Genomic DNA, 12,901 nt, shown 5'->3' on the forward strand with positions numbered 1-12,901 from the left:
TAACAAGATAGATTAGGTGTATGTCAAAAGTACGGTCTTTAAGCCTTACATCGCGTATCATGGTTGGTATGGTACTTGGTGTAGTTGTTGGTTTTATCTTTCAAGCCATTTTAGCGGGTGAAGACGATTTCCTTATTCCATTAGGGTTATTCTCTTTACCTATTAAAGCTTTTTTTGTTGATGGTATTTTCCATGTTGGCGGGCAAATATTCATTGCAAGCTTAAAAATGCTTGTGGTGCCTTTAGTATTTGTATCACTTGTTTGTGGAACTTGTAGCTTGAGCGACCCAAAAAAGTTAGGTCGACTAGGTGGTAAGTCTATTTTGCTTTATTTAGCGACAACGGCAATCGCCATTACTGTTGCTATCACCTTGGCGTTATTAGTGAATCCAGGTGAGGGAATCAATTTACCTTCAGATGCTAACTATAGTGCGAAAGAAGCTCCCACCCTTGCGCAAGTCATTATTGGTATGTTCCCAACAAACCCTATTGATGCAATGGCAAGTGGCAACATGCTCCAAGTTATCGTTTTTGCCTTGTTATTTGGTGTTGCGATGGCACTCAGTGGAAAAGCAGGTAAACGAGTGGCCAGTGTTTTTGAAGATTTAAATACCGTAATTTTAAAGCTTGTAACACTGCTTATGAATATTGCACCGTATGGTGTATTTTTCTTAATGGCAAAATTATTTACAACCATTGACTTAAAGCTTATCACTAGCTTGGCCTTATATTTTGGTGTCGTTGTTTTTGCTTTATTATTTCACGGTTTTGTGAATTACAGCCTGTTACTTAAGCTGTTTACAGGTCTAAACCCTATTACATTTCTAAAGAAAATGAAAAATGCCTGTTTATTTGCATTTAGTACATCAAGCTCAAGCGCAACTATGCCTATTACCCTTGAAACAGCAAATAAAAAGTTAGGTGCTCATAACTCTGTTGCTTCTTTTACCGTGCCCCTTGGCGCAACCATCAACATGGATGGTACGGCGATTATGCAAGGCGTTGCGACTGTTTTTATTTCGCAAGTTTTTGCAGTAGATTTAACGATTTCTGATTATCTGATGGTTATTTTAACCGCAACCCTTGCTTCTGTAGGTACTGCTGGTGTGCCGGGTGTAGGCCTTATTATGTTAGCTATGGTATTAAATCAAGTTGGATTGCCTGTAGAAGGTATTGCTATCATCATTGGTGTCGACCGCTTACTTGATATGACGCGAACCGCTGTTAACGTGACCGGTGACTGCATGGTGACCTGTGTGGTTGCAAAATCTGAAGGTGAGTTTGATGAGGACGTATTTAACGACCCAAATGCCGCTAAAGATTTAGAAGATTACCATAAATCTATTAATTAATTTCACACTAATTAACTCATAAAAAAACCCGCTAAATAATAAGCGGGTTTTTTATACTACTTTCATGTTTTTAAATTTAAGGGTTTAAGCCTTTTAAACGAGACATTAAAGTCACTCCCGCTTTACTTACCCCTGAACTTAATCCGACGGCGAGCTTATCGCTTAAATTCTTCTTAACACGGTATTTTACTTTAAAGATTTGACGTTCTTTAGCTTGGCTCAATAAGATATCATCACTTGTATCAATCTTATCAACTAAACCTTTATCAAACGCTTGAGTAGCAAACCAATGTTCACCTGTTGCAACAGTATCAATATCTAGAGATGGGCGTTGCTCACTCACAAAGGTTTTAAATAAACCGTGGGTTTGTTCAATTTCTTCTTTGAATTTTTCACGACCTTTATCGGTATTTTCACCAAAGATAGTTAGCGTACGCTTGTATTCACCGGCAGTGATTTGCTCAAAATCAACATCATTCTTTTTCAAGATTTTATTAAAGTTAGGAATTTGCGCAATAACACCTATCGAGCCAACAATGGCAAAAGGTGCTGCAACAATCTCATTGGCCACACAGGCCATCATATAGCCGCCACTTGCTGCTACTTTATCAATAGCTACCGTTAAATGAATGCCAGCATTACGTAAGCGTTGCAGTTGAGAGGCAGCAAGGCCATAGCCGTGCACCACACCACCACCACTTTCAAGGCGAACCAGTACGCGGTCTTTTTCTTTGTCAGCAATGGTTAAAATAGCGGTAATTTCTTCGCGAAGACTTTCGACTTCATGGGCATCAACACTGCCATTGAAATCAATAACATATAAACGCGATTTAGGCTCGTCGTTTTGCTGTTTTTTAGCCTCAGTTTTTTGCTGTTTTTGATGAGCCTTGAGCTCTTTTTTAGAAAGGGTATTTTCGATAAAGCTTTGTTTTAGATCATCAAGTTGCTCACTTAAATCATCAATTGTTATCTCCCCTTTCTTCGCTTTTGGTTTCACTGCTGCGCCCATGATAATGGCAACAATCACTGCAATTGCGATGACAAATGTCAGGGTCTTTGCAAAAAACAACCCGTATTCATATAAAAATTCCAATCAAACTCTCCATTTATTAATACTTCGGCACAATTTACCACGCTTTAAAGCAAAAAAAAGCCACATGATGTGGCTTTTTACTTAATTGGTTATTACGTAATTAATAGCATTTAATTATTCAGTAACAACTTCTGTGTTTGTAACCTGAAGATACTGCCCACGACTTGCTAAGAAAGTCGCGATTTGTAATTGCATTTCTGTTGTTGCTGCTGCACTTTCTTCAGCAGTAGCACCTGAATCTTCTGTCGCTGCAGGTGATAATACAGAGCTGTGATGGCCTTTCGTGAATTTAACCACATAGCTCATTGCATCAGCAGTCGGGCCTTGAGTTTCTGCAACAGTTGATAAGCCCATTAGATTAGCAAGAGGTAAGCTACCAGCAATTGGGTTGCTCGCCACCATTGGTGGAATAACCATATCAGCATTGTTGTTAGCACCATCGCCAACCACTACACTCATGTACACTGGCGTGCCAAGCGCTGCAACAGAGGCAGCATAATTTGACGGGTCGCCACTATCAAGTGCTGTTTGTGCAGCAAAAGCAAATTGAGTAACCACACTTTGAATGTTTGCTAGCTTTTCTGTTTCGCCTGCCACTGTTAGTGAACCAACGTACTCTTTATAAGCACATGTGACAAATTTAGTTTGGTCTGGTAATAGCACGCCACAATTTGATAACGCTTCATTTTGAGCATAAGCACCAAACTCAGCAGATTCAGCTGTACCGGCTGCAAGTAATACAGAGCCTTGAACAAATGGGCCAAATGTATTTGACTCAATTAAGAAGCTTGCGATACCGCCGCCGCCACTGGCAAGTGCTACGCTTTTCACGTTGAACATTGGATCAACTTGATCAGCTAGCGGTGCATTAGTAACAGCAACAAATGCTGGTGCAACGACAGAGCCTAATGAATGACCTAAGAATGATACATCTTGCGTATTTAAATCAGCAGCACCGGTAAAGTTAAGACCCAAACGTAAACCAAGTAAATCAGCAACTGATTGACGTAAGCTATCACGCGCTACTAATAATGACTGTAAGTTCATATAGCTTAATACCGAACCAGTAGAGGCATTAAAATCGTCAGTACCGTCGCCATCTACATCTACACCACGCTCACCATGCATAGGATGATCGATTGCAGCTGTTGCAAAGCCTTGCAGTGTTAATTGTGCAGTAATGGCTAACATATCTTCTTTTTTAGAAGTAATGCCGTGCTGAAGGATAACAACTGGCCAGCCTGTCTCAGGCATGCTCAATGCGTCTAAGCCGAGCTGAGCTCGCACTGCATTAATTACAGGTAAAATTGGTTTAGTAATTTGTACTGGCACATTAGCAATACTTTGTGTTTTTGGAATTGTGTTGTACTTAGTTAAGTGTTTAGTTTGGTCTAAACCTAAATCACGTAACTTGCCTTCACTTAACGCCATACACAGGCCATCAGTTTCGCTAATAGGGTCTGTTGGGAATGAATCCCCCGCTGCGGCTGCATAACCTAGTACCGCAACACCGCTATCACATAAACCTTGCCAGTAAGTCGCAGATAAATCATCAACCGTTGTGCCAGTTGGTGTAGCTAAATACATAGGTAACATTACGCTACCTTTTTGATACTGCACACCACCAAACACAGGTGACACACCAGTAATACCTTGTGATGCAAATACTTGCTCAACGGTAATAACGGGTTGATCAGGAATTTGCACCATAGGCGTCGGTAGTGCATCTTGGGTTAAACTTGCAGCAAGAAGCTGCTTAACTGTTCCAAGCACTTGACCTGCTGATTGCATTGTCATCGCTGCTGAGTAAATGATTTCATCTTTTGTGATTGCACCACCTGATGTCACTGCGTTTTCATAGCTATTGATAACCGCTTGAAGTGACTTTTGTGAGTCGGTAATAAGTGTTGCTTCCTCGCTCACGAGTGCATAAGTTGAAGAAGGCTCAATTGAGCGCCCTTCTGAGTCCATTAATGACGTTGTCAAAACATTAATGTAAGTGCTGCCAGCTTTAAATGGCTTAAGTGGGATCACAGCAACCGCATCACCAGAACCTTGTGTGATAAAGTCAACACCGAAAGTAAGTTCAGACACTAATTTACAAGCGATACCAGCTGGTACTTGTGAACAGGTTTCGTCTGTTTGGCTTGCACCCATAACAACTTCAAAAATACGCACAGCGCCTGGTGAAGCAGCAGATGTCATATCAAGAGAGATACCCGAAGGAAAAGTTAAGTCAATTTTAAACGGAGTTTGCGTAGACCAACCATCAAGCGCACCAAGTGCAAGTTGTGGATCAGCATAGGCCGCACGGTCAACACTAACATTGTCGTCGTCTAATTCACCCGGCATATTTAAAGTACCATCAAGCGTACCACTCATAAGTAAATCATTCGGCACTGAGATAACACTATTCGCTGGGTCAAATTTTACTGTCGCGGTTGGGAGAACAGGAGGATTATCATTTTTTACATCTTCTAATGTTTCTCCTCCACCACAGCCAGTAATGGCTGACGCAATGGCTAGTGAGAGTAGCAGTTTTTTCATAATTTCGCTCCGCGCAAATCTTATTGTTATTGTGTGTTCAAAGTTAAAAGTAGTGGTTCTACTACCTTCATTCTAAGTTAATTTAATGTAATTAGGTTATTAATGAGACATTAGACCAGTTAAACTTAACGTAAAGTTTCAATTTTCGCCACCTTAATTTGCAATAAATTCGATAACTTGGCTTTTTGCTATGGTAAAATAGTAAAAAACTTAATCGATGGTACGTTTATGCATACTTATAAAGCCGCAGAGAATGCGCTAAAAGACAAAGTAATTTTAATAACAGGTGCTGGTGACGGCATTGGTCGTGTTGCCGCACTATCTTATGCTAAGCATGGTGCCACTGTTATTTTACTTGGAAAAACAACCAATAAGCTTGAATGTGTTTACGATGAAATTGTAAACGCTGGCTATCCACAACCGGCTATTGTGCCAATGGATTTAAAAGGTGCCACAAAGCAAAACTACCGTGACTTAGCTGCAACCATCGAAATGCAGTTCGGTAAGTTAGACGGCTTACTTAATAATGCAGGTATTTTAGGTTCATTAGGTCCACTTGAGCACTTCTGTGTATCAACATTTGAAAACATCATGAAAGTGAATGTAACTGCACAAGCTATGATCACTAAATTTATGTTCCCTCTGCTTCGAAAATCTGACAGTGCATCTGTTATTTTTACTTCATCTGGGGTGGGTCGCCAAGGCCGCGAACACTGGGGTGCGTATGCTATCTCAAAATTTGCTGTAGAGGGCATGATGCAAACGTGGGCTTGTGAAGTGGGTAAAACCAATATTCGCGTAAACTGTATCAATCCTGGCGCTACCCGCACATCAATGCGTGCATCTGCATACCCTGGTGAAGATAGGGATAAGTTAGCAACACCCGAAGATTTAATGCCAACTTATTTATACTTGATGAGCGACGACTCTAAAGAAGTGAATGGTCAGTCTTTAGATGCTCAACAAAAATAAGCCAGAAACAAATATCTAGACACAAAAAAAGCAGCTTTCGCTGCTTTTTTAATTTTTCGATTAAATAAAGCGTTTGATAATAAAATCAACTTTTACACGTTTAGCCTGGCCCAATAGCTTTTTAACCGGCGCAGGATAGTCATTCATCGTTTCTAAGTCTTGTGGGCCTGTTAAACGTCGACAGTGCTTTAATATAGCTTGTTTTTCGTTTTCTATTTGTTCAAGGATATGCTGCTTAGGGTCGTCAATTAAAATACCATTTTCGATATCTAAGCCCCATGCGCGTGGATTTAAATTGTGCCCACTTAATAAGTGTAATCGCTTATCCGAACAAATCCCCTTCAAGTGGAACGAGTTACTCTCGTGCTTCCAAAGGTAAACATTCAAATTACCATTACTGATGTGGCGTTTTTGTGACTTTAAAAATTTATACAAAATGGTTTCGTATAAATAAGGTAATGCACCAATCTTACTAAACGGCTCACTTGGCGGCAGATAAAAGTCATTGGCAGTTTTATCCCCTACCACAATAGTTACCTGCTTACCTTGCTTTAATAAACGGCGTAATGAACGCATTAATGGTGCAGGAAAGTTAAAGTAAGGGGTATAAAGAACGAGCTCTTGCTCAGTGGTATCGAATAACGATTTAATTAAACGGTTCAGCTTATTACTTCTTCGCCCAAAACCTAAAAATAAACGCACACCCAACTCACCGGCACTGGCTTCTGCAGCGCTTTCGTAACTTGCAGATTTAAGTTCACGCATCAATTGCTTTTGCGCCACTTTAATATCATTAAATTGTATCAGTGGGCGCATATCAATTCGCGGCACGGCAACTGAGCTTAACAGATGTGTTTCTATAAATTCGATGACCGAATTACATAATCCAGCTTGGTGAACTAAGAAGTAACGGTCTAAACGATAACGGTCATCTTGCTGAAGATATACATTATTTAAGCTTGCGCCGCTGTATAATAATGTATCGTCAATCACAAAACCTTTTAAATGCAGTACCCCGAAAAGCTCTTTGGCTTTTACCGGAACACCATGTACTTTCACATTTGATTGATACTGCTCTTGAAAATCACAATACATGCTGGCATTGCCATCAGACTTAGCCGCACCAATTAAACCACGTTGAGCTCGGTGAAAATCAACCAATACTTTTACTTCTAACTCAGGATTAGCAAGTGATGCCTGATGTAAGGCAGTCAATATTTCTCGTCCTGCTTCATCATCTTGCAAATACAAAGCAGTAATATAAATTCTTTTTTTCGCTGAACCAATTAAACGCAATAGTTCAGTGCGATACTCTTTTGCATTGGTTAAGACCTGTACGTCTTCTGTAGTCAGCCCAAAAGCGGGCTTTTCCTGCCAAAATACCATAATTGCCTGTTAGTTTAGTTAGCTCATACCATGAGCTAATATCAAAATTAGCTAAAACATACCAAAAAAAAATTGCTTGGTCATGAATTACCGTACTTTGATCACAGAACAATTTGTAATTAGCCTATTTTACGAACAAAAATAGGTGTTTAAATTGCATTAAGTAAGGATTATTTGACAGCTTCGCAATTTGACTAAAAAAATAATCGGGGCTTTTGTTTACTTCCGCCTTGTTTTTCTTAGAATCGGGCGCATAGACATCGTATTGAAACGTTTTTAGGAAAAACCATGAGTGACGCAAAACACTGTAAACTATTAATCTTAGGTTCTGGCCCTGCGGGCTACACGGCAGCGGTATACGCAGCCCGTGCTAACCTTAACCCTGTTCTTATCACTGGTATTCAGCAAGGTGGTCAATTAACGACAACCACTGAAGTTGAAAACTGGCCTGGCGATGCACACGGATTAACAGGTCCAGCATTAATGGACCGTATGAAAGAGCATGCTGAACGTTTCGAAACTGAAATCGTTTTTGATCACATTAATAAAGTTGATGTTTCAAAGCGCCCTTTCACTTTAACTGGTGACTCAGGCACATATACATGTGATGCATTAATTATTGCAACTGGCGCGTCAGCTAAATACTTAGGTTTAGAATCAGAAACTAACTTCCAAGGTCGTGGTGTTTCTGCTTGCGCAACCTGTGATGGTTTCTTCTACCGTGGTCAAAAAGTAGCGGTTGTAGGCGGTGGTAACACTGCTGTTGAAGAAGCACTTTACTTATCAAATATTGCTGATGAAGTTCACGTTATCCACCGTCGTGACAGCTTCCGCAGTGAGAAGATCTTAGCTGATCGTTTAAAAGAAAAAGCTGAAAACGGTAACGTTGTTTTACATTACAACCGCACATTAGATGAAGTGCTTGGTGATGAAATGGGCGTTACTGGCATCCGTATTAAAGCAACTGATTCTGAAGAAACAGAAAACTTAGATCTTGCCGGTGTATTCATTGCAATTGGCCACAAGCCAAACACTGACATGTTTGAAGGTCAGCTAGAAATGAAAGACGGCTATTTAGTTGTTCAATCTGGTTTAAACGGTAACGCAACACAAACAAGCGTACCAGGTGTATTTGCTGCAGGTGACGTGTCTGATCACATTTATCGCCAAGCAATCACATCAGCTGGTACTGGCTGTATGGCTGCACTTGATGCTGAGCGCTTTTTAGATAACCTATAAATTAGTTGATCTAAAGCACTAAATACTGGGGGCTGTTGTAAAACAGCCCCTTTTTTATAGCTAAAATTTTGTTAAAATCAGAACAAAGAACAACGACAAGCTGATATGATCAAGCAACTGTACCAACTCTCGCCCGAGACTGTTGATTTTCCAGACCCAGAACTCGCCCTTGATGAGCCCGATGGCCTGTTGGCAATTGGCGGTGATTTATCAGTTGAGCGTATTAAAAATGCCTACAACACAGGCGTTTTTCCATGGTTTAGTGACTATGAGCCCATCATGTGGTGGTCACCAAGCGTGCGTGGTGTTATTGAGCTAAATGAATTTCATGTCAGTCGCAGCTTAAAAAAGCATTTAAAGCGTTTTCCTGTGCGTGTCACCATTAATCACGCATTTCCCCATGTTATTAATGCTTGCCGTGAGCAACGTATCAATGCTGAAGGTACCTGGATCACAGAGCAAATGATGCATGCCTATATTGAAGCGCACCATCAGGGGTTAGCACACAGTCTTGAGATTTGGCATGAAGATGAACTGGTAGCTGGCCTCTATGGCATTATGCAAAACGGTATTTTTTGTGGTGAATCAATGTTCCATCAAGTCAGTAATGGTTCGAAACTGGCGATGTGGGCATTAGTTAATTGGCTTAACAAACATCAAGCCCATTTTATTGATTGCCAACTAGAAAACCCTTATTTAATCACTTTAGGTGCAAAAGTTATCCCACGTAGAGAATTTTTAACTAGACTTAAATTAGCACACAGTTATGTGCCTAAAAAAGATATGTGGCAACCACAAGAGTTGATTAATATTTATGACTGAGCACTTACCCGCTAGGCTTGGTTTAAGCCAGCAATTTGATTGCAGTTATTTACCCGACCGTCAGGAACAACTACTTGTTATACTTGATCCGAGTTGTTATTGCCCTGATAAATTTGAACAATTATTAGCATTAGGCTTTAGACGCAGTGGCGACCAAATCTATCGTCCACATTGCCCTATTTGTAATGCCTGTAATTCAGTGCGCGTTTTAGCCCAACAATTTACTCCTTCAAAATCGCAAAAGCGCAAATTAAATAAAGCAAATAAGGTTTTCACGGTCAGTTATAGTGAGTACGAACGCGCAGAATACTACCCGTTATATTGCAAATACATCACGCAAAGACATCAAGATGGTTCAATGTTTCCGCCTGACCAAAGTCAGTACGAAAGCTTTTTGTTTTGCCAGTGGCTACCCGTTACATTTATAGAGTTAAGAGATGGCGATAAGTTAGTTGCCGTTGCGGTAACCGACTGTATGACCAATGCCCTATCAGCGATTTATACCTTTTTTGATCCCGACTATGAGCAATACAGTATCGGTAGCATCATGATCATGGAACAAATTAAATTTGCAAAACAACAAGCAAAACAATTTGTCTATTTAGGCTACCAAATCGACGAATGCACTAAAATGAAATATAAAACCCAATTTTTGCCTGCACAAAAGCACATTGGCGACGAGTGGTTGGCGATTTAATTTACAAAATTGAGCCCTGTAGCTTTACTTATTGCAGTATTTTCGGCAAAATCTGCAGCGTTTAACTATTAAAGAGGTGTTACGCTAAACATGGCGAAAGAAGACGTAATCGAAATGCAAGGTACGGTCCTTGATACTTTACCAAATACAATGTTCCGAGTTGAGCTAGAAAATGGTCACGTTGTTGTGGCTCATATCTCTGGTAAAATGCGCAAAAACTACATCCGCATCTTAACTGGTGACAAAGTAACCGTAGAAATGACTCCTTACGATTTATCGAAAGGTCGCATCGTATTCCGTGCTCGCTAAGTTAGTGCGTTAACGAGAGATTTAGCTTTTTGCTGCTTTGAATGAGCAGGTGTGTTTATTACAAAGAGCTAAAAGCGTTTGTTAAATGGTGTTCAAACTAACTTAGTTTTAATTCCATTTAATAAACAAAAAGCCCAGCAATTGCTGGGCTTTTTGTTTCAGCTTGATAAATTAAGCCGTTTCTAAGCTAGTCTCAAAATCAAAGTGGATTTTCTTGTCCTTAATCGAAACCTTAACTGAACCACCATCGGCTAGCTCACCAAACAAGATTGCATTTGCCAGCGGCTTTTTAAGCTCATCTTGGATAACACGTGCCATCGGACGTGCCCCCATTGCTTTATCGTAGCCTTTATCTGCCAACCACTCTCTTGCTTTGGATGTAAGCTCAAGATTAACCGACTTCTTATCAAGTTGCGCTTGTAACTCAACAATGAACTTATCAACCACTTGCAAGATAATCTCTTTCTCAAGGTGATTAAACCAAATGATGTTATCTAAACGGTTTCTAAACTCAGGTGAAAACACTTTGTTGATTTCACTCATCGCATCATGAGAATGGTCTTGCTCAGTAAAGCCAATTGACTTACGTACAGTCTCTTGAACACCCGCATTCGTCGTCATCACCAATACTACATTTCTGAAATCGGCTTTACGACCGTTATTATCAGTAAGTGTACCGTGATCCATTACTTGCAGTAGAATGTTGTAAATATCTGAATGTGCTTTTTCAATTTCGTCTAGTAGTACAACTGCATGCGGATTTTTAATTACCGCTTCAGTTAATAAACCACCTTGCTCAAAACCTACATAGCCAGGAGGTGCACCAATTAGACGACTGACCGCATGACGTTCAACATATTCAGACATATCAAAACGAATAAACTCAACACCCATACACTTAGCAAGCTGCTTAGTAACTTCTGTTTTACCAACTCCTGTTGGGCCTGCAAATAAGAACGAACCCACTGGTTTATCTTCGTTAGCAAGACCTGAGCGTGATAAGCGAATTGCTGAAGTCAACGCATCGATTGATTGGTCTTGACCAAACACTAGCATCTTCAGGTTACGATCAAGGTTTTTAAGTGTTTCTTTATCGCTTGACGAAACGCTTTGCTGAGGGATACGCGCCATCTTAGATACAATTAGCTCGATATCAGCCACGCCAATTGTTTTCTTACGTTTAGAAACTGGCTGTAAACGTTGATTAGCACCAGCCTCATCAATAACATCAATAGCCTTGTCTGGTAAGTGACGTTCATTTATGTATTTAGCACTAAGTTCTGCAGCTGCTTTCAATGCTTTTTGTGTGTAACGAATACCATGGTGCTCTTCGTAACGCTCTTTTAAGCCGTTAAGAATCTTCGTGGTATCAGCCACACTTGGTTCAAGCACATCAATTTTTTGGAAACGACGTACTAGCGCACGGTCTTTTTCAAAGATATTCTTGAACTCATTATAAGTAGTCGAGCCCATGCAGCGCAGTTTACCACTTGAAAGTAGCGGTTTGATTAGGTTCGATGCATCCATTACCCCGCCCGATGCTGCACCGGCGCCAATGATGGTATGAATTTCATCAATAAATAAAATTGAACCTGGTTTAGCCTGTAACTCTTTAAGTAGCGATTTGAAACGTTTTTCGAAGTCGCCACGGTATTTAGTACCCGCTAATAACGCGCCCATATCGAGTGAGTAGACCACTGCATCGGCAATCACTTCAGGTACTTCTTTGTTTACAATACGATAAGCTAAGCCTTCAGCTATGGCTGTTTTACCCACCCCTGCTTCACCAACCAATAGCGGGTTATTTTTCTTACGACGACATAACACTTGTACTGTGCGTTCAACTTCGTTGTCGCGGCCCACTAATGGGTCAATATTGCCATCAATGGCCTGTTGATTCAGGTTGGTCGTAAAGTTTTCAAGCTTAGTTGGCTCTTCACCTTGCACTTCTTGCACTTCTTCATGAATGTCATCGTGATCTTCACCGCCAATGTCGTCATCTGTTTTAGAAATACCATGCGAAATAAAGTTAACAATATCCAAACGATTAACATCTGATTTTTTAAGTAAATAAACTGCTTGGCTCTCTTGTTCAGAAAAAATTGCCACTAGCACATTCACGCCAGTAACTTCGTTTTTGCCTGATGACTGCACGTGAAATACAGCGCGCTGTAATACACGCTGAAAACCTAACGTCGGTTGTGTTTCTCTGTCTTCCTCAAGATCAGGAATAACCGGTGTTGTTTCGTCAATAAAATCTGATAATTCGACTTTTAATGCGCCCATATCTACGCCGCAGGCGTTAAGCGCTTCCCCAGCAGAAGGGTTATCGAGCAGTGCAAGTAAAAGATGCTCGACGGTCATAAATTCATGACGACGTGTTCTCGCTTCGCGAAACGCCGCATTTAAGGTTAGTTCTAAGTCTTTGTTTAGCATTGGCAACCCCTTACTGAGATAATATTTATATACCGTTGTGACGGGCTA

The 12,901-nt window shown here is 40.5% G+C and carries 10 protein-coding genes; 6 read left to right on the forward strand and 4 right to left on the reverse strand.

Annotation, left to right across the window (positions count from 1 at the left end; genetic code table 11):
* The first annotated feature begins 20 nt into the window (after window positions 1-20).
* On the forward strand, window positions 21-1,352 hold the full coding sequence (locus L1266_RS02275) for a dicarboxylate/amino acid:cation symporter (protein WP_054551461.1): 1,332 nt from the start codon (window positions 21-23) through the stop codon (window positions 1,350-1,352).
* 76 nt (window positions 1,353-1,428) lie between these two features.
* Here L1266_RS02275 and sohB read toward each other — a convergent pair whose 3' ends face one another.
* Together sohB and L1266_RS02285 are read right to left on the reverse strand one after the other, a co-directional pair.
* Window positions 1,429-2,445 carry a protease SohB gene (sohB, locus tag L1266_RS02280; RefSeq protein WP_138600541.1) on the reverse strand — a complete coding sequence of 339 codons (1,017 nt, stop codon included), beginning with the start codon at window positions 2,443-2,445 and terminating at the stop codon, window positions 1,429-1,431.
* A gap of 114 nt (window positions 2,446-2,559) precedes the next feature.
* Window positions 2,560-4,992, reverse strand: coding sequence for a VolA/Pla-1 family phospholipase (locus L1266_RS02285; protein ID WP_235376748.1), 2,433 nt, complete (start codon window positions 4,990-4,992; stop codon window positions 2,560-2,562).
* Window positions 4,993-5,220: 228 nt separating this feature from the next.
* On the opposite strand from L1266_RS02285, the gene L1266_RS02290 reads away from it, so the two are divergent.
* Window positions 5,221-5,964: a YciK family oxidoreductase gene (locus L1266_RS02290; protein ID WP_235376749.1), complete on the forward strand. Its 744-nt coding sequence runs from the start codon at window positions 5,221-5,223 to the stop codon at window positions 5,962-5,964.
* A gap of 60 nt (window positions 5,965-6,024) precedes the next feature.
* On the opposite strand, the gene pssA is transcribed toward L1266_RS02290, so the two are convergent.
* Window positions 6,025-7,350, reverse strand: coding sequence for a CDP-diacylglycerol--serine O-phosphatidyltransferase (pssA, locus tag L1266_RS02295; RefSeq protein WP_235376750.1), 1,326 nt, complete (start codon window positions 7,348-7,350; stop codon window positions 6,025-6,027).
* Window positions 7,351-7,638: 288 nt separating this feature from the next.
* Here pssA and trxB point away from each other — a divergent pair, with 288 nt between their 5' ends.
* From trxB to infA, 4 genes are all read left to right on the forward strand, one after another.
* Window positions 7,639-8,589 carry a thioredoxin-disulfide reductase gene (trxB, locus tag L1266_RS02300; RefSeq protein ID WP_054551466.1) on the forward strand — a complete coding sequence of 317 codons (951 nt, stop codon included), beginning with the start codon at window positions 7,639-7,641 and terminating at the stop codon, window positions 8,587-8,589.
* A gap of 105 nt (window positions 8,590-8,694) precedes the next feature.
* On the forward strand, window positions 8,695-9,411 hold the full coding sequence (gene aat / locus L1266_RS02305; RefSeq protein ID WP_235376751.1) for a leucyl/phenylalanyl-tRNA--protein transferase: 717 nt from the start codon (window positions 8,695-8,697) through the stop codon (window positions 9,409-9,411).
* Complete coding sequence (locus L1266_RS02310) at window positions 9,404-10,108, forward strand: arginyltransferase (RefSeq protein ID WP_054551468.1); 705 nt, start codon at window positions 9,404-9,406, stop codon at window positions 10,106-10,108. Before aat ends, L1266_RS02310 begins: the two co-directional genes overlap by 8 nt.
* A gap of 90 nt (window positions 10,109-10,198) precedes the next feature.
* The gene (gene infA, locus L1266_RS02315; protein WP_002962494.1) at window positions 10,199-10,417 is read left to right on the forward strand and encodes a translation initiation factor IF-1; all 219 of its coding nucleotides are present in this window, start codon (window positions 10,199-10,201) and stop codon (window positions 10,415-10,417) included.
* Between the two features lie 171 nt (window positions 10,418-10,588).
* Here the strand turns inward: infA and clpA are convergent, their stop codons facing one another.
* Window positions 10,589-12,853 carry an ATP-dependent Clp protease ATP-binding subunit ClpA gene (gene clpA, locus L1266_RS02320; RefSeq protein ID WP_054551469.1) on the reverse strand — a complete coding sequence of 755 codons (2,265 nt, stop codon included), beginning with the start codon at window positions 12,851-12,853 and terminating at the stop codon, window positions 10,589-10,591.
* Between the last annotated feature and the right edge of the window lie 48 nt (window positions 12,854-12,901).

The organism is Pseudoalteromonas sp. Cn5-37 (assembly GCF_021532495.1).
In the GTDB taxonomy this organism is placed as follows: domain Bacteria; phylum Pseudomonadota; class Gammaproteobacteria; order Enterobacterales; family Alteromonadaceae; genus Pseudoalteromonas; species Pseudoalteromonas simplex.

Bases quoted from the DNA above. Each gene is read 5' to 3' on its own strand.
- L1266_RS02275 (WP_054551461.1), top strand. From the start codon at position 21: ATGTCAAAAGTACGGTCTTTAAGCCTTACATCGCGTATCATGGTTGGT.
- L1266_RS02285 (WP_235376748.1), bottom strand. From the start codon at position 4,992: ATGAAAAAACTGCTACTCTCACTAGCCATTGCGTCAGCCATTACTGGC.
- L1266_RS02290 (WP_235376749.1), top strand. From the start codon at position 5,221: ATGCATACTTATAAAGCCGCAGAGAATGCGCTAAAAGACAAAGTAATT.
- pssA (WP_235376750.1), bottom strand. From the start codon at position 7,350: ATGGTATTTTGGCAGGAAAAGCCCGCTTTTGGGCTGACTACAGAAGAC.
- trxB (WP_054551466.1), top strand. From the start codon at position 7,639: ATGAGTGACGCAAAACACTGTAAACTATTAATCTTAGGTTCTGGCCCT.
- aat (WP_235376751.1), top strand. From the start codon at position 8,695: ATGATCAAGCAACTGTACCAACTCTCGCCCGAGACTGTTGATTTTCCA.
- L1266_RS02310 (WP_054551468.1), top strand. From the start codon at position 9,404: ATGACTGAGCACTTACCCGCTAGGCTTGGTTTAAGCCAGCAATTTGAT.
- infA (WP_002962494.1), top strand. From the start codon at position 10,199: ATGGCGAAAGAAGACGTAATCGAAATGCAAGGTACGGTCCTTGATACT.
- clpA (WP_054551469.1), bottom strand. From the start codon at position 12,853: ATGCTAAACAAAGACTTAGAACTAACCTTAAATGCGGCGTTTCGCGAA.